This window comes from Nocardia rhizosphaerihabitans (assembly GCF_014646295.1).
In the GTDB taxonomy this organism is placed as follows: Bacteria; Actinomycetota; Actinomycetes; order Mycobacteriales; family Mycobacteriaceae; genus Nocardia; species Nocardia rhizosphaerihabitans.
In genome coordinates, this window is sequence record NZ_BMNE01000009.1 from 152,962 (window position 1) to 174,200 (window position 21,239).

The window sequence follows — 21,239 nt, forward strand, 5'->3', positions numbered from 1 at the left end:
GACGTCCCTTAGAGGCCGGGTCCGCGGTATACGGCTGCGATCCGTTGCTGTGCAATGGCATTGGCAATACCCGGTGCCAGGCGCTGCGCTGTGACGAGGACGTTGGTTTTCGCGCCGGGGATAATCAACTGGTGTCCTCCGTCGATCCCGGACACTGTCGCATCGGCGAGCTCGTCGATGCCGAGCTTAGGGATTGTCAGTGTGTGCTGGCGGTTTTCAGGTGTCCGTGTTAGTTCCAGGGCATCGACCATGGGCGAGTCGAATTCGCCCGGGCAGACCAGCTGCACACCCACCCCTTGGGGGTTGAGCTCGAAGCGTAGCGCGTCAGTGAAGCCGACCAGAGCGTGTTTGGATGCGCAGTACGGGGTGTAACCGAAGACCCCGGTGAGCCCTGCCACTGAGGCGATGTTCACGATCCGTCCGCCTCGTCGTTTCAGCCGGGGGAGCGTGGCGCGAATCGTGTTGACCGCACCGAAAAAGTTGACGTCCATGACAGTGCGGAAGTCGATCGCCGCAAGCCTTTCGAAATAGCCTTCCCGCAGAATGCCGGCCGAGTTGACGAGAACGTCAAGGCCCGCAGGAAGCTCGTCGAAGGCGGCCTCAACCGCCGAGCCGTCGGCGACATCTACTGGGATGTAGTCGATGACAGCCGTTGGCACAGCGGAAACGATATCGGCAGCGGCCGAGGCGAGGTGGGTTTCGGTGCGAGCGACCAATGTGACCGACAGTCCGCGGGCGGCGAAACGGCGGGCCAGCGCCAATCCCAGGCCGGACGAGCCGCCGGTGACCACGGCGTGCTGACCGGCACGAAGACCTGCCACACGGTTGAACAGGGTGAACTTCATTGCGGCTCCTGCTTGTCGGGGATGTGAGAGACCGCTTCTTCGGACATCGCCGCGATTGTGAGGCTGGGATTCACTCCGACGTTGGCCGGGACGGTCGCGCCGTCGGTGATGAGGAATTCGTTGTAGCCGAACACACGTCGGTACCGGTCGACGACACCGCGTTGTGGGTCGTCTGCAATTACTGCACCACCAAGAATGTGTGCGGTGGTGGGAGTGTTGATCAGTGATTCGAGGACCGAGGTCTGCGCATATCCGTCGACGTGCTCGGCGGCCAGTTCGGCGACTCGATTGGCGATGGGAAGAAACGGCGACGGTGGCGTGCCGTCGGTGACTTCGGTGTTGAGCCGCCCGCCCTTTCGCCGCGGGCGCAGGGATAGCGACGAGTCGAGGCTCTGCATGACGGTAAACACGACCGAGCGCCGTGACCAGCCCAGGGGGCGTGACGGGTTGAGCCAGCGCAGCGGGTTTCGCAAGATCGCCAGCACGAACTGGAGTCGGCGGCGGCGTCCGGAAGTCGATGGTCCGAAGCTCAACGCCATGGCGTCACCGCGGTAGCCATATGTGTTGTTGGTGAAGTGGGTGTGTTCGTCCGGATGCACACTGGAGGTGATCGCGAGATCTGCTCGCAGGTCGGTACGGTGATTCTTGGCCGTGACGGCCACGATGGCTTCGCTGTTCGTCCGCACCAGATCACCGAGACGGTCCGACAAATTGGGCAATGAACCGCTGTCCTTGCATTTGCGTAGCAGCAGGTTGGTGCCCAGGGCGCCTGCGGCGACAATGAGTCCACGTGTGTGGTGTTCACGGCGATGTCGTCGGATCCAGGCCCCGGACCGCTCGGTGGTGACGATGTAGCCGTCCGAGCCGTCGTCGGCGCCGATAGGACGGATATCGATGACAGTCCGTTCGGCCTCGATTCTGACGCCACGCTGCTCGGCGAGGTAGAGATAGTTCTTGACAAGGGTGTTCTTGGCGCCGATCCGGCAGCCGAGCATGCACTGCCCGCACCGTGTGCAGCCAGTACGTGGCGGACCCGCTCCGTCGAAGTATGGGTCGGGAACTCGAGTGGCAGGGGTGCCGAGATATACCCCCACCTGCGTTGGGTGATAAGTGGTCGCCACACCGAGTTCGGCGGCGATGGCCTGCATCATCTGCTCGCTGGCACCGTCGCGATCGAAGGTGGTGACACCGAGCATGCCCTGCACGGTGGCGTAGTGCGGTGCAAGGACCGATCGCCAGTCGGCAAGATCTACCCACTGCTCGTGCAGGTAGAAGTCGTCCGAATGCGGTACGTAGAGCGTGTTCCCGTACACCAGTGATCCGCCGCCGACGCCGACGCCGCTGAGTACCGATATGTGCCGAAAGACCGTCAGCGCCATGATGCCCTTCAACCGAATCTTCGGGGCCCACAGGACTTTGTCGAGGCGCCAGGCGCTCTTGGCGAAATCCTCGTCACGGTAGCGTTTCCCCTGCTCGAGCACCGTAACGGAATACCGCTTCTCGGCCAGGCGCAACGCGGCGACGCTACCGCCGAACCCGGATCCGATGACGATCCAGTCCTGAATGTCCGGCTCCGGGAGGGCCTTTTTCATTGTTCTCCTCGCCTCGCCTGGTGATCATCGGCATCAGGCTATGCAGGACGACATCTAGGTTCCCAGGTGATGACCGGCCCGCGAGTTACTAGATTCGGCCCCTGCGTCGATGGGACTGCTTGTCCGGAGCAAATGCACGGAGTTGGCGCCGGAATAGGTCGACCGAAATTCGCGAGGGCCCATTCCTTTCCATCTCCGGAACGCCTGGGAGAAGCTGGACACCTCGACGTAGCCGAGTCGACAGGCGATCTGCTCGACCGGCAGCCCTGCGGTGATGAGCAATTCCTCCGCGAGATGTTCGCGGACTTCATCGAGGAGTCTTCGGAAGGAGGTCCCCTCGGCCGCGAGGCGTTTGCGCAATGTCCGCCCGCTGATATGCAACATCGCGGCAACCTGGTCGGCGCCGGGTGCAGTAGCGATGTGTGTCACTAGCTCGTCCCGGACGCGGCCGGCGAGGCCGGTGCGTGCATGCCGCCGCACGAGCAACTCGCGGCATCGGTCGACGGCAGCGGCCGATGAATACGGATTTGATTGTGGTAGAGGGGCTTTCGTCAAAGCGGCATCGATGACGATCACTGTTTCCGCTGCGTCGAAGGTTGGGACGACACCGAAGATCTCGAGATAGCGCCCAGAGCCCTCAGTCGGCGGTGGGAAGGCGAACTGGATACGGCCGCGCGACAATGGATCAGTCAGCAGTTCCCGATAGATCGTCATGATCGCTGAGGCATCACGCTCCACGAAGTACCGACGCATCCCGGGCGGCACGTCGGGCGCATCGAGCTCCAGTATCAGCTCACCGCCGACCGCCTCGCGTGCTTGCAACCGTCCAAGGGAAAACGTCAGGTCGAAGAATCGGAGCCCAACATCGATGGCGGCGCGCAGTGTTGGGCTGCTGACCAGGGCGAAGCCCCAGATTCCGTAGGCGCTCAAGTGGTAACGAAGCCCAACCTCGAGCCCGAGTCGCCGCACCCGATTGCCGAGTAGTGCGACCAGATTGCGCGACACCATGAAGTCATGGTGGGCCGTCACCTCCAAATTCGGATCCAGCAGCTGCTGCAACCGCAGTCCGGTGCCGTCGAGGCATTGCTCTGCTGGTATGCCGAACTCCGCGGCGTACTCGGTCGAGATCAACAGACTCGTCGGCGGGCGCGGCAGATCCCAATTCACAGGGTCGAATCTAGCTTGTCGAGTTCGTATGCCCGCTCCTGCCGGAAGCACGGCAAGCAGGTCCCGACCGCACAGGACCACCTGGTGCACCATCGCCGACTTCGCCCGCCAGATTCCTGAACTGGTGGCGGCCGTGCGCAATATCGGTGTCGACGACGTTGAATGGCGCCGGGTCAGCGCCCGACGTCTGTAGCAGGACATCGGGCGCATGGAGGCCACCACTGAGCAGACCTGCGGCTAGGACAACAGCAACTTGTGGGGTGTCGGCGAGGCTCGGAGCGGCCGACGCCGGGTGCCTGGCTGCGAAAGAGGCGAGAGCGGGGATCCAACCGGTGCGTCGGGCACGCGAAGCAGTCGATGTCGCCGCGCTTGCCGAGTTTTCCATCGAGCGAGGCGCTCGCGTTGCCCGCAGAGTTGCTCGGGGGCAGTAGCGCTGTGGCGGTCGGAGACAGCGATGACCGCGCATCGGTTCGGGCCTCATTGTCTTGGCAGGCGGTTGCGAAAAGGAGCGCGCTAAGCCCCTGCCAAGACCAGAAGACCCCACCGACCCAGGAATCGAAAGCGCGCGTTGGGATCCTTCTGTGTCGCTGCCACATCGCCGATATCGGGCGTTCTCTGGGAGCGTAACGAACTGTGCGGCGGCACAGTGGGTCTCGAGTTTCGCAGTCAGGCCTCGCCCATCGATGTTTCTGGTTCCCCCTCGTAGCTGGGTCGTCGGAGTGGTGCGCACTGGCTGCTGCTGTCCAACCCCCGCCTCCTTCGACAACGGCGACCAGGTCCGCCGACTCCGACGCCCGTTATGGTCGGAGCGGGGACTGTACGGTCGGCAACCCCGCGCCCGATCGTCAAAGCGAGCTCGTCGGAACTCCTGTCTGTACCTGACCTGGGTGTCGCCGAGCCACTGTGTCGAATCACGGATCTCCCACGCGGCGCTGTCGTCGCCAAGCTTGCTGACCGGCTGGCGGCCTACCCGCTTGTCGGCGGGGAGCTCACCAGAACTACTGGTGTCATCAAGCAACTCCATGGCATGCCCAGTACCCAGGCGTCACGTCGAGCAATGCGCGGCTGACACTCATCACCGGGCCCTGTAATCGTTCCGACCACGCGGCGTGGGCGAACGGGCCTGGCTCTGGTGGAGCGACAAGAGACCAGGTGGGCCGATTGGCAGGTGGAGCGTGCAGGGGTTTAGCGTGAACGGCTCACCTAGACAATGGGGCTGTCGACCGGCCGCTATGTGGGCTCGTTCGGGTGGTGATGATCTAGCGGCGGAGTGAGTTCGTCGACCACGACCAGATTCCCGCCGGACTGTTTGGCCCGGTACATTGCAGCGTCGGCGGATTGCAGCAGTCGGTCCGGTGCCGGGCGGGGGCACCGAGGACAGACTGCTGGATCGAAGACCGCCACTCCGACGCTCGCGGTGACCACCACCGCGGTCTCACGTGGTTCGGCGACCGCATGACACAACCGTTCGCCCTCGCTGCGCGCGGCGGCCGCGTCGATCGGGGCGACCACCACGAACTCCTCTCCGCCCGTCCGCGCCACCACCGCCATCTCCCCGACTGCATCGCGTAGCCGGTGAGCGGTCCGGACCAGGACAAGATCGCCGACGCGGTGTCCCCAGGTATCGTTCACGCTCTTGAATCGGTCCAGATCGAAGCAAATCACACAGATTGCTGGGTAGCGGTCCATCAGCAGCGGCAGCCGGATCTCGAGGCCCCGGCGGTTCAGCAGTTCGGTCAGCGGGTCCGACAGTGATTCGGTGCGCAGGAGCCACGAGAGGATCTGGAAGGCAGGTATCGCGCAGACCACCGATGCGAGCAGCAATGCTACCGCGAGTGCCAGGCGGACATCTCCGCCGCCGGTAGCGATTCGAACCGACAACACCGCCACCGACAGCAGGGACCAGACCGAATGCGCGGCCAAAGCCCGCGCGCTGTGGAAAAAGCTCACGTAGCCGCCGGTGACCAGGAGCAGCACCACGCCCATCGCCCCGAACAGTCGGTCCGGCAGCTGGAGGAATTCCAGCGTAAACAGAACATCGGCGCAGCAGACCAACACCAGCGATTCGGTCCTGTTCGGCCAAGGTAATAGCCACCAGCGGGCGGCCCACAGGGTGCCGGACAGCACGCCGATGGTCGATGCGAGGCCGGGATCGCCAGGCGGTCCCACCGCCGTGCCGGCGATCACCGCACCCATCACCGCGATCGCCGCTCCCGCGAGGCCGATCAGTATCTTCAGCGGTATCAGCGCCGATCGAGCCGCCAGAGTGCGGACGAGCCAGCAGTAGTCGACCGGGTCACTCCACCAGGCGCGCAGCGTCTTGCCGTTATTCATCTGCTCACCTTTGGTCCAGACTGCATTGGCCCACCGTCGCCCGCGCCGATTATGAGAACTCGTGGAAAATCCAGCCTGCGGATCGGCATTAGTCTAGATCGAACCAGTTGATACCCGACGCGTGCGTGCGGGTTGGGACCACTGTGAATGTGCGGGACGGATCGCGTCGCTGGATTTCCGGCATGGTCTCGATGGAATTCGCCGATCGGGCCAGCCGAAGGCCGTCCGCCTATATGTATCGCGGATGGCCTGGACCTGGTTCATGTCTACCTGGCCAGTAGCAGGAAATGACCACCGATGGCATCGGCCAACGATTACCGGCCGAGTCATCAGGCCATCGAGCAACGTCACCACAGCTTCGACGACTGCAAGGGAGCCTGTGGATTCACGCTCCGCACGCGGCCCCCGTTTCGCCTGTCCGGCATAGGAGCAGGCGTTACGGGGAGGGGTTAGCCACCGAACCCGTCTCGCACTCAGCGGAAGGTGACGTTGGTGGTGGCGAGGCCGAAGATCTTACGGCCGCCGGACTTGGCGGAGATCGCGATGACCGCGCTGCGGGCCTCTGGGCCCAGGGATTTCACCTTACCGGTGAACTCGATCCCGCCGCCGACAGTGGCGTCCACGACCGCGGTCTGTGACAGACGCACGCCGTAGCGGGTGGCCGCGCCCGGGTCGCCGGTCCAGTCTGAGACGAAACCAGCACCCAAGCCTATGCTCAGCATGCCGTGTGCGATCACGTCCGGCAGCCCGGCCAGCCGGGCAATGTTTGCATCCCAGTGGATCGGATTGTTGTCGCCGGAGACACCGGCATAGTTGACCAGGTCACCGCGCGAGAGGTGGGTTTTGCGCAGCGAAAGTTCCTCCCCGACGACGAGGTCGTCGAAGGAACGGGCGGTGGCCGAGGCCCGCTCCGGTCGCGCGATGGGGACTTCGATCCGCGGGCGCAGCGGCTCAGGGAGGTAGTCGTCGGCGCCGTCACGGCCGAAGACGTTGACGCCGTACATCATTGAGCCTTGCACCGCGTCGGTGAGGGCCGGGTCGACCTCGTCGCTGGTGATGCCCACGACAGTAGTGTGCATGGTGTGCACCCGCTCGCCGGACTCGTCGGCGAAGGTGTTGGTGACCGTGATCAGGTCCTTGCCCGCGATGCGGCGGACCGAGGACAGCTCCGCGTCGGTGATCAACCGGTCACCGGCGACGATCGGGCGGTGCTGCTCGAAGACCTGCTCGGTCTGCACGAACATGTCGTAGCCGATCACCGCCGTCTCGAAGAGGCGCTGGTTCACGTTTGCCGCCGGGATGGAGACGAAGGTCATGGGGGCAACCAGACCGGTGTAGCCCAGCGCTGTGGCTGCAGCCTCGTCCCAGTGAGCAGGGTGGAAGTCCTGCACGGCGCCGGCGTATTCACGGATCTTCTCCCGCCCCACCACATAGATGTCGTCGTAGGGGAGGTAGTGGCCTACGCGTGAGGCGAGCGCGGGGGTGTCGACTGCCGTGGTCATGGGGAAGCGCCTAACGGTTCGGGTTCGGATTCGGGCAGCTAACCACCATGAGGCTTTTCGGGGTCCGGCCCGAAGTGAAATTCGATATATCACAGGCGGTCGGATCTTTCTACTGGCCACTTTCACAGACACTCCCGGCGACATTCGATGTAACGATGGCGGGACGGGTCGTCAGGTTCTGCAGCCTCAAATAGCGCTGATGCCAATTGCCGGTTCGTACCCGGGGGCCAGATCAGGCTGTCGATACCCTCCGGGGCTGGCTGGTCGCCAGTTGCCCACCCATAGATCTGCCGCGCGGCCCTGACCTCGGACCAGCGTAGGGCGCGTTACCTCGGCCGAGGCATCGGTGCGCAGCCGGCGGCGCCGGCTACCGATCAAGCGAAAGGGGGGCGAGTTTCAACGACGATGGCGCACGTCGTCGTCCGCGATCTCGAACCGGGTCCTTGGTCTTTCGGTCACAGCAAATCTTGGGGAACTTCTGAATGTTCGGTATGCCAGATATTCGGATTTCTGAGGTCCTTTTGCTGATGTCGTTTGCCTCTGCTGATCAGGAGCGCGAGCAGGCCGGTGGTCACAATCGACACCGCAATCCACACCGCAGATGCGATAACTGTGATGACCATTTTGCACCAACCTTTGTAATCTACAGCGTAACCCTACGAAGAATCTGTATCCGATAGGGAAGCATGAATAAGTGCCCGGTGTGGGGTGTGCGGCCGATCCGAAGAATGGGCGTGGTCGAGCTGGTCTGATTGCGGAACTGGAAGAAGTCGCCGCCGTGCGACTTTTAATTGCTCAAGCCACGGGATCGTCAGCAATCCTCGGCGCCCGACTGAGGCCGACCTCAGAGCTGCGTGGCGACTGTTTGCTTCGCTGCCGGCGGCACCTCACCGCCCAGCATCCGGTATGGCGTCTAGCGGTGTCGACGTGCTTACGGTGGTGTCGGGTGGTTGGGTCAGCCCGAGGACGGTGACGATCCCGGTCTCCTGTTCGAAGACCAGCGATCCGTGATTGAAATCGACACGCGTGCCGCCTGGGACGGGATACTCGTTGCTGCGAGGCGCACCTAGCGCGCCACTGACTCCGCCGAGCTGCGCAAACCGCTGTCCGATCCGCCCGGCCACTTCGTACACCTGACCGTCCGGGGCTTGGAACAGGTACCCGTTGACGAACTTGACGTACTGACTACCCCCGGTTGTGGGAACCGGCTCGGAGACTGCCAACCCTAGCTGCCCTTGCGGACCACCGGCATCGACCCAACGTCGGGCCAGTGCGTTGCGGTCGGCCAGATCCAACAACTTGTCCGTAAACGCCGCAGACCTTGCCGTCTCGGGATCAGGCTGCGCGGGCACGGGCGTCGTCGAATCCTGTCCGTCCGGTGTCTGTCTTGACGGTGCACCGGAATTCACGCCAGCCGCGATCGCGCGAATGCGGTCCATAAGGGCATAAGCGGCGTCCCCGGCGCAGGCGGTATTGCCGACATCGCGGTGGGAGAACACTACCGGCAACTGCACCTGCTCACCCTCGGCGAAGGGGGTGAAGTCGGTGCCCTCGGAAATCATGGTGGTGGTCCCTAGGGGATCCAATCCCGCGATACGGGTGCGCCAACCGATGAGCTGACCCATCGATGTCACCGCGACCTGGGTCGGTTCTTCGGATTCGTGATTACCCATGAACGCGATCCCAGCGGTATTTTTGTTGAATCCACCGGCGTGCGCACCTTGGACGGGCCGGTCCAAACCGCCGAAATGTCCTTCGAAGATCTGGCCGTACTTGTCCACGAGCGCGTTGTAGCCGATGTCGCACCACCCCAATGTTTGGGCGTGGTAGGCGTAGATACCGCGCACGATCGCCACGGACTCGGCCTGGCTGTAGTCGTTGCGGCCCGCGGTGTGATGGACGACCACACCGGCGAGGCCGTCGTCGTAGGTCGGATCTTCACATCGCATCGATTCATCCGCACCCCACTGGGCGCGGCTTATGACTGGGGGCCATCCATCGGCCTGCGGTGTCGCGGTCGCCAATTCGTCCCGCTCGCCGCGCCCGGGATCGAGCACGACCGCAGTCAACTCGGGGATAGCGAGATCGAGATGGTCTGCGCCCGCTACCGTACTCGGTCCCTGCGATCCGGGTTGATCCGTGGCGTCGGGTTCGTGCGTGCTCAGGATTTGCACGGCGTTGGTGTCACCGATGTAGACCGGTTCACTACCTTGCTTGCGCCCCGTGCCCGGGCGACGAGCCGCGACGCTGTCATCTATACCGGCCTCGAACCACGGACCCCAGGAACCATCGAGTTGCCGGGCCCGCACCATCGTTGTGGTGCCTTTCAGATCTGGTGCGGTCAAACCGATCATGCTGAAACGGCTCTGGCGGGTGAGCTCTTTGACCTGGGCGCCGACTCGATCAGCCAACTGCTCAGGCACCACACCAGGGTCCAACGCCGAAGTCCTGCCTGAGACTGGCGCAGCGCCCTCGGCGGCGATTAGACCGATCGGATTGACCCCGGAACCCGCAGGTAGCGGCGGCGCACCGGGCACCAACCTCAGATCAGCGACTCGCAGGGCCGGCAATCGCATGCCCGTCAGTTCGCGTAACGGCAGCACCACTGTCGGAGCCTCCGACAGCCCGATCTGGGCGATCGCAGTTGGCGAAAGACCGTCCGTATCAGTGTCGTTGGAGAACCGGTACGGTCCGGGGCCGCCGAGAAAAGCGGCCGCGACCGGCGCTGCCACCATAGCCAGCGCGACCACGGGAAGCGCATAGGACCGTCTGCGTGCGTAGTTCGGCACTGGTACTCCTACTCCGGTACAACCGCGACTGGCGGAGCCCCGAACGAGTACCACCGATCACATCAACCACAATCACCCCAACTCTCAAGTGACACTTGAGAGTATAGCCAGATGGTAACCCGATGCGACACCTGGGCCGACCCGCCGATCGACGATCCGCACCGCCATAGTTGGTCAGCCCGCTCTTCGAAGCGCCACCGGAGAATTGGCGCACCTGCGGGTGCTCCGCGAGCGACGAATCGCCCAGCTCGGCGCGGAGCCATGCCGACAGTGCCGCGACGTCGAAGGTGTCCTCGGCACGCACGTCCCGTGCGTCCGAGACGGCGGGGGGAGTGGGTCATGTCAGCTTTCTCACGATGGACAGGGGCAGCACCTTCATCGCGACCGCGAGCGGAACCCACGGCCACGCCGGGACATACGCGACGGCCTTGCGCGCTTCAATGGCGCGCACCATCGCCGCGACACCCGTCTCGGTGTCGACCATGAACTTGGCGCGATCGGCCTGTGCCTCCGTCATCTCCGACCGGATATAGCCGGGACAGATCAGCGAGATATCCACGCCCGGAATCCGTTCCGAACGCAGCCCCTCGGCGAGCGCGGCCACACCGGCCTTGCTCGCGGCATACGTGGTCATCGACCGCCGCATGCCCCGCACCGCGGAGAACGAGGAGATGAGCACCAGATGCCCATGACCCTGCGCCCGGAACACCGCCAGCGCATGCTCACTCTGCGACAGTGCCCCGACGAAATTGGTGAGCGCGGTCCGCCGGTTGGCCGCGTGCCCGCCGGTGCCCAGCGCGGCGCCGTGGCCGATGCCCGCGTTCACCACAACCCGGTCGAGCGTGCCGAATTCGGCCCGGAACTTCTCGAACACCGTCTGCACGGCGGCGTCGTCGGTGACATCGAGTGCCGCGGTGTGCACGACGATCCCGGGATGGGCGGCGAGCAGTTCGGCGCGCAGCGCGTCGAGCCGATCCACCCGCCGGGCACACAGCCCGAGATCGTGACCGCGAGCGGCGAATTGGCGCGCCATCTCCGCGCCGAGCCCGGAACTGGCGCCGGTGATGACGTTGGTGCTCATCCGGAGATCTCCTTGTCGTCCGCGGTACGGCGGCCCATACCCATCAATTGCCGGTCGTAGAGCGGGCGCAGCAGTCGTTTCGTCCAGAACGCCTTGCGCCCGGCGCGATCGGTGAGCACCAGGAAGCGACGCGCGTCGATCCCGGCCAGCGCGGCCGCCGCGATGTCGTCGGCATCCAGCGCCGCACCGTCGATCAGACTCCGGGCGACCTTGGTCATCAGCGGATCGGCATCGCTCAGCGACGCCGCCAGATTCGTGCGGAAAAACGACGGGCACACCACCGAGACGTCGACGCCGTGCGGGGCGAGCTCGTAGCGCAAGCTCTCGCTGAGCGCCACGACAGCGGCCTTGGCCGCCGAGTAGGACGCCATCGCGGGCGGATGCACGAGCCCGGCCAGCGACGCCGTGTTGACCAGATGACCCGAGCGCTGCGCCTTGAAAATCGGTGTGAACGTCCGGCAGCCGGTTGCGACGCCGAGGACATTGATGTTCATGACCCGCGCCCACTCGTTCTGGGGGACACGGTCGATCCGCCCACCGGCGGCGATGCCCGCGTTGTTGACGAGAATGTCCAGCCCGCCCAAGCTCTCCTGCACGGTGGTGCGCGCCCGCACCCAGTCGTCCTCGGAGGTCACATCCAGCCGGAGATACGACGCACCCGCCGGGACCACGGCGTCCTCGGCGAGATCGGTGACCACGACGCGGTCACCGCGTCCGGCGAACCGCCGGGCCAGCGCCGCACCGAGACCGGATGCCCCACCGGTGATCAGAACCCTGGCCATGCTCACCGCCCCTGCATGTACTTGGCGAGCTCGAGCCGGCCCACGACATCCAGATGCACCTCGTCGGGCCCATCGGCCAGCCGCACCGCCCGCGCGGTCGTCCACGCCGCCGACAACGGCACATCATCGGAAAGCCCGGCACCACCGTGGATCTGCATGGCGAAATCGATGACCTCCTGCGCCATCATCGGCACGTGCGCCTTGATCTGGCTGATCTCGCTCAGCGCGCCGAAAGCGCCGACCGTGTCGAGCTTCCACGCCGCATTGAGCACCAGCAGCCGCGCCGCGTCGATCGCGATGCGCGCCTTGGCGATTCGCTCCCGGTTACCGCCCAGCTGGGCCAGCGGCCTGCCGAACGCCGTGCGCTCCACGCCACGGGCGCACGCCGCCGCGAGCGCGGACTCGGCCAGCCCGATCAGCCGCATGCAGTGATGAACGCGACCGGGACCGAGCCTGCCCTGCGCGATCTCGAACGCGCGACCCGGCCCGAGCACGATGTTCTCGGCGGGCACCCGCACATCGGTGAACGACACCTCGCCGTGCCCGAACGGCTCGTCGTAGCGGCCCATCGCGGGCAGCATCCGCTCGATCCGCACGCCGGGGGTGTCGACGGGGACGAGCACCATCGTGTGCCTGCGATGCTTCTCGGCCTCGGGATAGGTGAGGCCCATGAAGATGATGACGGCGCAGTCGCGATGGCCGATGCCGGTGGTCCACCACTTGCGGCCGTTGATCACGACGTCCTCGCCGTCGAGCATCGCGGTCGCCGCCATATTCGTCGCGTCGGAGGACGCGACGTCGGGTTCGGTCATGCCGAACGCCGAACGAATGGTGCCGTCCAGCAACGGTTCCAGCCACCGCTGTCGCTGGGCCGGAGTACCGAACTGGAGCAGCACCTCCATGTTCCCGGAATCCGGTGCGTTGCAATTGAAGACATGCGGAGCCAGGAACGAGCGCCCGGTCTCCTCGGCGATCGGCGCGTAGTCGACATTGGTCAGGCCGGTGCCGCCGTCGGTGCCGAACCGCGCGGCGTACTCGCCTGCGTGCGCCGCGGGCAGGAACAGATTCCACAATCCCGCCGCGCGCGCCTTCGTCCGCAACTCGGTGAGCACGGGCAGCGGATTCCACGGGTCAGCGCCGGAATCGCGCAGGGCGGCGACGCTGCGGTGGTAGTCCGCCTCGATCGGGGTGATCTCCTCGGCGATGAAACCGCGGACCCGGTCGACGAGACCCGTGGCGCGGACGCTGGGGGCGAAGTCCATATCGTCTGCTTTCGGTGAAGGGGAACGGGGCGCTCAGGCCGGAATGCGGGTCACCGCGAGGGCGGCCTCGTCGAGACTGCCGAGGACGAGGGTGCCGTGCGCTTCGGCGACACCGGTGACCATGGCGTAGGCCGCGCCGTCGCGCTGGAGATCGTGGACGAGGGTTCCGTCCTGATCGACCGCGATCACCCAGGCGGTGCGCACCGGCCGTGGCATGAGTCGATCGGGCAACTGCCACAGCAGTTTTCGCACGAGGCCAGGTTGTGGCAGCAGCAGGTCGAGCAGTGGGTTGCGTGGCGAGACCAGGGTGACCCAGATCAGGCCGTCGCTGCCGAGGGCGATGTTGTCGGGGAAGCCGGGCAGGTTGTCGATCAGTACCTCGCGCGTACCGGCCTTCGGGCCGCGCAACCAGTACCGGTCGAGCCGGTAGGCGCCGGTCTCGGCGACGATCAGCGAGGCGCGATCGGGTGCGAAGGCGACGCCGTTGGCGAAGTGCAGACCGTCGAGCAGGGTGTCCACCGTGCCGTCGGGGGAGTAGCGCAGCAGGCGGCCGGTGCCGGAATGTTCGAGCATGTCGCCCATCCACTGATCCAGCGGCCATCGACGCGACGACGCGGTGAAGTAGATGGTGCCGTCAGCGGGATCCTGCACGACATTGCTGGCCATGTTCAGCGGCACACCCTCGATCGCGTCGACGAGAACATCGACCTCGGTCCCGGTGCCCGGCCAGCGCAGCAGGCCACGGTGCGCGTCGCAGATGAGCAGCGAACCATCACTACCCGCGCATAGACCGAGCGGGCGACCACCGGTGTTCAGAACCGTCTCGACGGCCCCTGAAGTGAGGTCGACACGCAGGATCCGGCCGTCGCCGATTCCGGTGTAGGCGAGGCCTTCGGTGCCGATGACCACGTCTTCGGGTCCGACGCCGGGGAGTTCGATACGTCGTACGGCGGGCATCGGTGGGGAACTCTGCCGTGTACCTGCCCGTGGTGTTGCCGTCGGCGGTGACCAGCGAACCGGTTCCATGCGCGACCCTGACCCAACACCATCACCCATCGTGCCTCCCAACGCTGTGCGTGTGCAGATGCAATTCTCGACGCCGGTCGGCAGCATTGAAATGGGCGCGGAGACCGAGTTTGATGTGCATATGCACATCGGCAGGCCAGTGCCGGCCCTCCCGCTGGGACCACACCGCCGCAAGATCGCGGCCCAGATCGCGGCAATGATCGCGGAGATGGACCCCGAGCTGAACGAGATCGCGGCGGACCTGACCCGGCTGTACCGCGAGCACATCCCCGTCTACGACCAGGTCGACGCGAGCTCGATCGAGAACAACACCCGCGCGGTGCTGCGCATCGTCGTCGCCCAGCTCGGCGACTCGCAAGCACAGCACGCGGGCTTCGACGAGCTCACCACCCTCGCCAGAACCTGGGCCGACCAGCAGATCCCCCTCGACCTGGTGGCGCACAGCCTCCAGATCGGCGCGCGCCGGATCTTCGAACTGATCCGCCGTCGCGCCGCGGCCCGTGACATCCCCGCCGCCGAGATCGACGAGATGCAGGACCTCACCTGGGAATGGGCGACTGCCTCAGCCACCGCCGTGCACGTCGTGGCGCAGGAGCGGGCCGTGGCCGGGGCCGCCCGCCGCGCGGATTTCCTGCGCAGCCTCGTCGACGGCACCCTCTCACCCGCCGTGCTGCTCGTCGACGCCCGCGACCACCGCCTCGACCCGGAGCATCGCTACCGGATCGCCTGCGCCGCATGGAATGAAACAGCCGCCACCACCGACCTGCTCGCCGCCCTGCGGGCCCGTGGATCGACGGCGGAACTCCCGGTCGTGGACACGGTGGTCGACCAGCACGTCGTCGCGCTGCTGCCACGCACCCCGGATTCGCTGCCGGACGAGAGCGTGGTCGCCCTGGGATCCGCTGTGCTGCTCGGCGATGCCCCGGCGTCCTATCGCCAGGCCCGGCGCGCGCTCGATCTGGCTGTGCGCCACGGCCGCCGCGGTCTGGTCGATCTGGGATCCCTCGGCCCGCTACCACTGCTCGGGGCGGCCGAGGACGTCGCGCAGCTGCTCGAAGACAAACACCTCGAGCCGCTGCGCCGCCACGGTGGTGCGGCCGGGGAGATCCTCGGAACCGTCGAAACCTATCTCGACTGCGACCGGCGCATCGACGACACCGCGGCCGCGCTGTACCTGCACCGCAACACCGTTCGCAACCGGCTCACCCGCTTCGCCGAGCTCACCGGCCTCGACCTCGACCGCACCGACGATCTCGTCGTCGCGTGGTGGCTGCTGCATCGCGAGCAGTCGCCACCTCGCTGACCATTGGCGATCAGGGCTTGCGGGCGACCGCGCCGTACGCCGAGATCGGACGGACCTCGCCCACCTCGGTGCCCTCCGCCTGCCACTGGGTGATCGACGTGAAGCCGGGCTCCACCAGCTCCAAACCGTCGAACACGGCGCGGATCTGGGCCTGCGGCCGCGGGATGTACGGTGTGCCGCCGGTGCCGGTGTAGTTCTCACACAGCGTCACGTAGGCCTGGCTGTCGTCGGTGCCGTCCCACATGATCAGGTGGCTGCCCGACGGCACCGCCCCGAGGACGGTCCGGACGATCCGCAGCAGGTCGTCGTAGGTCCTGGCGTGACCGAGCACGCCCATGAACATCACCGCGATCGGCTCGTTGAAGTTCAAGACGTTGCGCGCGTCGGCGATGATCTGTTCGGGATCGTGGAAATCGGCGTCGATGTAGGTGGTGACGCCCTCGGGGGTGGTGCTGGTCAGCAGCGCCCGCGCATGGGTGAGTACCAGCGGATCGTTGTCCACGTACACTACGCGGGCATCGGGAGTGACGCCCTGGGCGACCTCGTGGGTGTTCTGCATCGTCGGCAGTCCGGTGCCGATGTCGAGGAACTGGCGGATGCCACGCTCGCGCGCCAGGAACCGGACGGCCCTGATCAGGAACTGCCGCGACTGCACGGCCATGGTCGAGATGTCCGGGTCGACGGCCAGACCCGCGTCACCGGCGATCTTGTCGATCTCGTAGTGGTCCTTGCCGCCCATCCAGTAGTTCCAGATCCGCGCCGAATGCGGAATGTCGGTCCGGATCACCGGGGTGTGCACGTCGGCCATACGCCTCGCTCCTCTGCAAGTGTGACAGCGGTGCCCATCCCGGGGAAGGAACCGTCGGCGGGACAGCACCTGATCTGTTGCGACAGTACAAGATTCACGCCACCCCTGGGTGGTGGATCGGGCAGGCGCCGAATTGTGGCCGCACGCTCCCGAATTCGCGGTCGCTTCGGGCCTGGTCAGGTGGGTAGATCGCCCGGCCGCAGGTGAACGGGATGGGCCGCGGTGAGGCTGTTGTACAGCACGCTGAGATCGAGCGAATCGACCGCGCCGCGCTTGGGCTGCGGGCCGCGATCGACCTGGCGGTGCAGGGCTTCCATCTTCTCGTCGAGCTGGGTGGCCACCTCGGCGGCCTGCGCCAGGTCGCTGCGCAGGTTCGGGGGGACCTCGCCGCGGTACTTGTAGTAGATCTTGTGCTCGAGGCTGGCCCAGAAGTCCATCGCGATGGTGCGGATCTGGATCTCGACCGGGATCCGTTCGGTGCGATCGGAGCGGAACACCGGGATCGACACGATCAGGTGCAGGCTCTGATAGCCGTTCGGCTTGCGGTGGGTGATGTAGTCGCGCTCCTCCAGGACGGTGATGTCCTCCTGGCCGACCAGCATGGCCCTGATCGTGTCGATATCGGAGATGAAGCTGCAGACCACCCGGACACCGGCGATATCGAGCACGTTCTCCCGGATCGCGGCGAGATTCATCGCGTAGTTCTTGCGCCGGACCTTCTCCAGCACGCTCTCCGGCGACTTCAGCCGCGACCGCACATGCTCGATGGGGTTGTACTCGTGCGCGTTGTTGAAGTCCTCACGCAGGATATCGATCTTGGTGGTGACCTCGTCGATTGCGAACTTGTAGCCGAGCATGAAGTCGACGAACTGTTCCCGCAGCAACCGGAGGTCGTCGATCACGACCCGCTCCCCGTTGTGGGGCGGGCCGTCGTCGATGGTGAGCTGATCCGGTTGCCAAGGTTTCATCGAGTCCATTGTGCCTGTTCCGCCGCGAGCGCCGCCGCCGCACCAGGTAGAGCCCGTTTACGAGTCGACGTGGCGGCAGGCGCAGCGGCTGGTTCCACCGCGCCGCTGGTCCTCGTCGGGTTCGGTGTACGCCTCGCCGCGGAATCCTGACGATCCGGACGATCAGCCGGCGCGCTCGTCCGTTCGCGCCACGCCATCGCGCTCCGCGACGACCGGCCGCCGGTGCAGTTCGAGCCAGTAGATGACGACCACGACGGCGTATCCGGCCAGCAGCGAGCACAGTGCGAGCACGCAGAGTCCGACCAGCACCGCCAATGCCGTGCCGATCACCACTTCCTCCCGGCAGACCGGCGCTGGTCCTTCCGAAGCCGGTCTGCCCGTGCCCGCCTGGCCGCATCCGCCAGATCGGCGATGTCGAAGGCCAGTGAACGCCCCTCCCGTAGCAATTCGCGGCCAGAGGCGGACGCCGCCCGCCCGATCTCCCCCTGGCGAGCGACCACCGCGGCCCGCACTTCCCGCGCGAACTCGCCGATCGCCTGCCGATCTTCCGCGGTCTTCTCGACCAAGGCGCCTACCATCGCCGACACCAGCAACCTCATCGCCGCCACCCCGCTGAACTGTTGAGTGAACAATTGTGCACTGACTTCGTCCACGTTATCCGGTAACGGCAGTACCGACAACCTTAGCTTGCTGCGGGACGGTCGAATTCGCCGAGGCGGGGCCAACATCGCCAAGCTCGGCCTGCAATTCGAGAACATCCTCACCCGCGGATTGGTGCAGTACGTGTTCCAGATCTGTTGTCCGCGATGTCTTCTGGAAGAGCGAGCCCGCCCGCACCACTCGCTCCCGTACACGCTGACCGGCACCGCCGGGGAGGAATCGCCGGCCCGCGCCCGTCGCGCAGGGGGGCGAGGAGGCGCGGGCGGCGCACGTCAGAGGAAGCGGGCGATGAGGTCCTTCATGACCTCGTTGGCGCCGGCGTAGATGCGCGAGATGCGGCCGTCGGCCCACATTCGGGCGATCGGGTACTCCTCCATGTAGCCGTAGCCACCGTGTAGCTGGACGCACCGGTCGATCACCTGGGACTGCTGATCGGTGGTCCAGTACTTGACCATCGCGGCGGTTTTGACGTCCAGAGCGCCGCGCAGGTGCTTGTCTACGGCGGAGTCGACAAACGTGCGTACCACCTCGGCGATCGTCGCGCACTCGGCCAGCTCGAACCTGGTGTTCTGCATGGCGAACAGTGGCTTGCCGAAAGCGTTGCGCTGCTTGACATACGCCAGCGTCTCGTCGACGGCCGCCTCGATCGCGGCAGCGGCCGCGACACCGCAGATCAGCCGCTCCTGGGGCAGCTGCTGCATGAGCTGGATGAAGCCCTCGCCCTCGGCGCCGAGCAGGTTCGCCTGCGGCACACGCAGGCCGTCGAAGAACAGCTCGGTGGTGTCCTGGCCCTTCTGGCCGATTTTCTTGAGCAGCCTGCCGCGCTCGAAGCCGGGGGTGTCGTCGGAAACCTCGGCGACCACCAGCGAGACTCCCTTGGCGCCCTGGGTCGGATCGGTCTTGACCGCGATGATCAGCAGGTCGCAGTTGCGGCCGTTGGAGATGAAGGTCTTGGCGCCGGTGATCAGGTAGTCGTCGCCGTCCTTGACCGCCTTGGTCGCGATGTTCTGCAGGTCGGAGCCGGTGCCGGGCTCGGTCATGGCGATGGCCCCGATCCACTCGCCCGAGGCGAGCTTGGGCAGCCAGCGCTTCTTGTTCTCCTCCGAGGCGTAGGCGAGGATGTAGTGGGGCACGATGCCGGTGTGCACGCCGAGCTGCATGGCCGAATCGCCGCCCTTGACCTGTTCGGTGAACAGCACGGCCTCGTGGGCGAAGGTGCCGCCGCCACCGCCGTACTCCTCGGGGATCGACATGCACAACAGGCCGAGCTCGCCGGCCTTGCGGTAGACCTCCCGGCTCGGGAAGCCCTGCGCGGCGAACTCCTCGCGGTGCGGCGCGACGGTGTTCGCGAAGAAGTTGCGGGCCAGTTCGGCCAGGCCTTGCAGCTCCGACTCGGCGTCGGTGCCGCGGTCGGTATCGGCGGTGCTCATCGGGTTCCTCTCCCAGTTGTCGATGGACTTGCGCACCAGAGTGAGCACTTGTTGGCAGTCTGTCAATAGTTTGGCAAAGTGTTGACAAGGTGCCAATAGTGCTGCCATGGTATCAATTGATAGGACATCCAACTATTGGATCACCTTTCAACTGCGCCCCCGGGTGCACCGACCCACGACAAGGACTGGCATGGTTCGCGAACTCACCCACTTCATCGACGGACAGCACGTCAAGGGCGCTTCGGGCGCGTTCGGTGACGTGTTCGATCCGAACACCGGGCAGGTGCAGGCCAGGGTTCCGCTGGCGAGTACCGCCGAGGTCGAGGCGGTGATCGCCAACGCGGCCGCCGCGCAGCCGGTGTGGGCGGCGTTCAACCCGCAGAAGCGCGCCAGGGTCCTGATGAAGTTCCTGACCCTGGTCAACGACGAGATCGACAGTCTGGCGGCACTGCTGTCGTCGGAGCACGGCAAGACCATCGCCGACGCCAAGGGCGACATCCAGCGCGGCCTCGAGGTGATCGAGTTCGCCGTCGGCATCCCGCACCTGCTCAAGGGTGAGTACACCGAGAGCGCGGGCACCGGCATCGACGTGTACTCGATGCGTCAGCCGCTCGGCGTCGTCGCCGGCATCACCCCGTTCAACTTCCCGGCCATGATCCCGCTGTGGAAGGCCGGTCCGGCGCTGGCGTGCGGCAACGCGTTCGTGCTCAAGCCGTCCGAGCGCGACCCGTCGGTGCCGCTGCGCCTGGCCGAGCTGTTCCTGGAGGCGGGTCTGCCGCCGGGTGTGTTCAACGTGGTCAACGGCGGTAAGGAAGCCGTCGACACGATCCTGCACGACCCGCGGATCAAGGCCGTCGGCTTCGTCGGCTCGACCCCGATCGCGCAGTACATCTACGAGACCGCGACCGCCAACGGCAAGCGGGCCCAGTGCTTCGGTGGCGCGAAGAACCACGCGATCGTGATGCCGGACGCCGACCTCGACGATGTCGCCGACCAGCTGATCGGCGCCGGCTACGGTTCCGCGGGCGAGCGCTGCATGGCGATCTCGGTGGCCGTGCCGGTGGGGGAGGAGACCGCCGACCGGCTGGTCGCCAAGCTGACCGAGCGGGTGCACAAGCTCAATGTCGGCCGGTCCGACGATCCGGGCGCCGATTTCGGTCCGCTGGTCGGGCGTGACGGCGTGGACCGGGTGAACAACTACGTCCAGATCGGTGTCGACGAGGGCGCCGAGCTGGTGGTCGACGGCCGCGGGCTGGTCGTCGAGGGCGCCGAGGACGGCTACTTCGTCGGCGCGAGCCTGTTCGACAAGGTCACCGCCGACATGCGGATCTACCAGGAGGAGATCTTCGGTCCCGTCGTGACCGTCGTCCGTGCCGACGACTACGAAGAGGGCCTGCGCCTGGCCAACGAGCACGAATACGGCAACGGCGTCGCCATTTTCACCCGCGACGGCGACACCGCCCGCGACTTCGCCACCCGCGTGCAGGTCGGCATGGTCGGCATCAACGTGCCGATCCCGGTGCCGATCGCCTACTACACCTTCGGCGGCTGGAAGCGTTCGGGCTTCGGTGATCTCAACCAGCACGGCCCGGATTCGATCCGCTTCTACACCAAGACCAAGACGGTGACCCAGCGCTGGCCCGCGGGGCTCAAGGAGTCCAACGCGTTCGTCATCCCGACGATGGACTGA

The 21,239-nt window shown here is 65.8% G+C and carries 18 protein-coding genes; 2 read left to right on the forward strand and 16 right to left on the reverse strand.

Annotated elements, in window-relative coordinates; translation table 11 throughout:
• Nucleotides 1-8 precede the first annotated feature (8 nt).
• The 11 genes from IEY60_RS29920 to IEY60_RS29970 all read right to left on the reverse strand — a co-directional run bounded on the left by IEY60_RS29920 (nucleotide 9) and on the right by IEY60_RS29970 (nucleotide 14,311).
• Nucleotides 9-845: an SDR family oxidoreductase gene (locus tag IEY60_RS29920; RefSeq protein WP_189033856.1), complete on the reverse strand. Its 837-nt coding sequence runs from the start codon at nucleotides 843-845 to the stop codon at nucleotides 9-11.
• Nucleotides 842-2,437 carry a GMC family oxidoreductase N-terminal domain-containing protein gene (locus IEY60_RS29925; protein WP_189033857.1) on the reverse strand — a complete coding sequence of 532 codons (1,596 nt, stop codon included), beginning with the start codon at nucleotides 2,435-2,437 and terminating at the stop codon, nucleotides 842-844. The genes IEY60_RS29920 and IEY60_RS29925 overlap by 4 nt, the downstream gene beginning before the upstream one ends.
• A 54-nt stretch (nucleotides 2,438-2,491) precedes the next feature.
• Nucleotides 2,492-3,604, reverse strand: coding sequence for an AraC family transcriptional regulator (locus IEY60_RS29930; protein WP_229740253.1), 1,113 nt, complete (start codon nucleotides 3,602-3,604; stop codon nucleotides 2,492-2,494).
• A gap of 1,230 nt (nucleotides 3,605-4,834) precedes the next feature.
• A complete protein-coding gene (locus IEY60_RS29935) occupies nucleotides 4,835-5,800 on the reverse strand; it encodes a GGDEF domain-containing protein (protein WP_189033858.1) in 966 nt (321 codons plus the stop codon).
• A 611-nt stretch (nucleotides 5,801-6,411) separates the two neighbouring features.
• On the reverse strand, nucleotides 6,412-7,440 hold the full coding sequence (locus IEY60_RS29940; RefSeq protein ID WP_189033859.1) for a fused (3R)-hydroxyacyl-ACP dehydratase subunits HadA/HadB: 1,029 nt from the start codon (nucleotides 7,438-7,440) through the stop codon (nucleotides 6,412-6,414).
• A 455-nt stretch (nucleotides 7,441-7,895) separates the two neighbouring features.
• Nucleotides 7,896-8,063 carry a hypothetical protein gene (locus tag IEY60_RS29945; RefSeq protein ID WP_189033860.1) on the reverse strand — a complete coding sequence of 56 codons (168 nt, stop codon included), beginning with the start codon at nucleotides 8,061-8,063 and terminating at the stop codon, nucleotides 7,896-7,898.
• A gap of 264 nt (nucleotides 8,064-8,327) precedes the next feature.
• On the reverse strand, nucleotides 8,328-10,229 hold the full coding sequence (locus IEY60_RS36060) for an N-acetylmuramoyl-L-alanine amidase (protein WP_229740254.1): 1,902 nt from the start codon (nucleotides 10,227-10,229) through the stop codon (nucleotides 8,328-8,330).
• Between the two features lie 337 nt (nucleotides 10,230-10,566).
• The gene (locus tag IEY60_RS29955; protein WP_189033861.1) at nucleotides 10,567-11,310 is read right to left on the reverse strand and encodes an SDR family oxidoreductase; all 744 of its coding nucleotides are present in this window, start codon (nucleotides 11,308-11,310) and stop codon (nucleotides 10,567-10,569) included.
• A complete protein-coding gene (locus IEY60_RS29960; protein ID WP_189033862.1) occupies nucleotides 11,307-12,092 on the reverse strand; it encodes an SDR family NAD(P)-dependent oxidoreductase in 786 nt (261 codons plus the stop codon). The genes IEY60_RS29955 and IEY60_RS29960 overlap by 4 nt, the downstream gene beginning before the upstream one ends.
• A gap of 2 nt (nucleotides 12,093-12,094) precedes the next feature.
• A complete protein-coding gene (locus tag IEY60_RS29965; RefSeq protein WP_189033863.1) occupies nucleotides 12,095-13,354 on the reverse strand; it encodes an acyl-CoA dehydrogenase family protein in 1,260 nt (419 codons plus the stop codon).
• Nucleotides 13,355-13,387: 33 nt separating this feature from the next.
• Nucleotides 13,388-14,311: an SMP-30/gluconolactonase/LRE family protein gene (locus tag IEY60_RS29970; protein ID WP_189033864.1), complete on the reverse strand. Its 924-nt coding sequence runs from the start codon at nucleotides 14,309-14,311 to the stop codon at nucleotides 13,388-13,390.
• A 127-nt stretch (nucleotides 14,312-14,438) separates the two neighbouring features.
• On the opposite strand from IEY60_RS29970, the gene IEY60_RS29975 reads away from it, so the two are divergent.
• Nucleotides 14,439-15,683, forward strand: coding sequence for a PucR family transcriptional regulator (locus tag IEY60_RS29975; RefSeq protein WP_229740263.1), 1,245 nt, complete (start codon nucleotides 14,439-14,441; stop codon nucleotides 15,681-15,683).
• Between the two features lie 10 nt (nucleotides 15,684-15,693).
• Here IEY60_RS29975 and IEY60_RS29980 read toward each other — a convergent pair whose 3' ends face one another.
• From IEY60_RS29980 to IEY60_RS30000, 5 genes are all read right to left on the reverse strand, one after another.
• Complete coding sequence (locus IEY60_RS29980; RefSeq protein ID WP_189033866.1) at nucleotides 15,694-16,491, reverse strand: SAM-dependent methyltransferase; 798 nt, start codon at nucleotides 16,489-16,491, stop codon at nucleotides 15,694-15,696.
• 176 nt (nucleotides 16,492-16,667) lie between these two features.
• Nucleotides 16,668-17,459, reverse strand: a complete 792-nt coding sequence (locus IEY60_RS29985) for a GTP pyrophosphokinase (protein ID WP_229740255.1) — start codon at nucleotides 17,457-17,459, stop codon at nucleotides 16,668-16,670.
• Between the two features lie 162 nt (nucleotides 17,460-17,621).
• Nucleotides 17,622-17,789: a hypothetical protein gene (locus IEY60_RS29990; RefSeq protein ID WP_189033868.1), complete on the reverse strand. Its 168-nt coding sequence runs from the start codon at nucleotides 17,787-17,789 to the stop codon at nucleotides 17,622-17,624.
• On the reverse strand, nucleotides 17,786-18,112 hold the full coding sequence (locus IEY60_RS29995) for a hypothetical protein (RefSeq protein ID WP_189033869.1): 327 nt from the start codon (nucleotides 18,110-18,112) through the stop codon (nucleotides 17,786-17,788). Before IEY60_RS29995 ends, IEY60_RS29990 begins: the two co-directional genes overlap by 4 nt.
• Before the next feature lie 279 nt (nucleotides 18,113-18,391).
• The gene (locus IEY60_RS30000; RefSeq protein WP_189033932.1) at nucleotides 18,392-19,549 is read right to left on the reverse strand and encodes an acyl-CoA dehydrogenase family protein; all 1,158 of its coding nucleotides are present in this window, start codon (nucleotides 19,547-19,549) and stop codon (nucleotides 18,392-18,394) included.
• Nucleotides 19,550-19,739: 190 nt separating this feature from the next.
• Between IEY60_RS30000 and IEY60_RS30005 the strand changes: the two genes are divergently transcribed.
• Nucleotides 19,740-21,239, forward strand: coding sequence for a CoA-acylating methylmalonate-semialdehyde dehydrogenase (locus IEY60_RS30005; RefSeq protein WP_189033870.1), 1,500 nt, complete (start codon nucleotides 19,740-19,742; stop codon nucleotides 21,237-21,239).

What these genes read in the sequence shown, in the direction of transcription:
- IEY60_RS29965 (WP_189033863.1), bottom strand. Translation starts at nt 13,354, where the DNA reads ATGGACTTCGCCCCCAGCGTCCGCGCCACGGGTCTCGTCGACCGGGTC.
- IEY60_RS30005 (WP_189033870.1), top strand. Translation starts at nt 19,740, where the DNA reads ATGGTTCGCGAACTCACCCACTTCATCGACGGACAGCACGTCAAGGGC.
- IEY60_RS29940 (WP_189033859.1), bottom strand. Translation starts at nt 7,440, where the DNA reads ATGACCACGGCAGTCGACACCCCCGCGCTCGCCTCACGCGTAGGCCAC.
- IEY60_RS29945 (WP_189033860.1), bottom strand. Translation starts at nt 8,063, where the DNA reads ATGGTCATCACAGTTATCGCATCTGCGGTGTGGATTGCGGTGTCGATT.
- IEY60_RS29960 (WP_189033862.1), bottom strand. Translation starts at nt 12,092, where the DNA reads ATGGCCAGGGTTCTGATCACCGGTGGGGCATCCGGTCTCGGTGCGGCG.
- IEY60_RS30000 (WP_189033932.1), bottom strand. Translation starts at nt 19,549, where the DNA reads ATGAGCACCGCCGATACCGACCGCGGCACCGACGCCGAGTCGGAGCTG.
- IEY60_RS29970 (WP_189033864.1), bottom strand. Translation starts at nt 14,311, where the DNA reads ATGCCCGCCGTACGACGTATCGAACTCCCCGGCGTCGGACCCGAAGAC.
- IEY60_RS29925 (WP_189033857.1), bottom strand. Translation starts at nt 2,437, where the DNA reads ATGAAAAAGGCCCTCCCGGAGCCGGACATTCAGGACTGGATCGTCATC.
- IEY60_RS29920 (WP_189033856.1), bottom strand. Translation starts at nt 845, where the DNA reads ATGAAGTTCACCCTGTTCAACCGTGTGGCAGGTCTTCGTGCCGGTCAG.
- IEY60_RS29935 (WP_189033858.1), bottom strand. Translation starts at nt 5,800, where the DNA reads ATGGGTGCGGTGATCGCCGGCACGGCGGTGGGACCGCCTGGCGATCCC.
- IEY60_RS29975 (WP_229740263.1), top strand. Translation starts at nt 14,439, where the DNA reads ATGCAATTCTCGACGCCGGTCGGCAGCATTGAAATGGGCGCGGAGACC.
- IEY60_RS29955 (WP_189033861.1), bottom strand. Translation starts at nt 11,310, where the DNA reads ATGAGCACCAACGTCATCACCGGCGCCAGTTCCGGGCTCGGCGCGGAG.
- IEY60_RS29985 (WP_229740255.1), bottom strand. Translation starts at nt 17,459, where the DNA reads ATGAAACCTTGGCAACCGGATCAGCTCACCATCGACGACGGCCCGCCC.
- IEY60_RS29980 (WP_189033866.1), bottom strand. Translation starts at nt 16,491, where the DNA reads ATGGCCGACGTGCACACCCCGGTGATCCGGACCGACATTCCGCATTCG.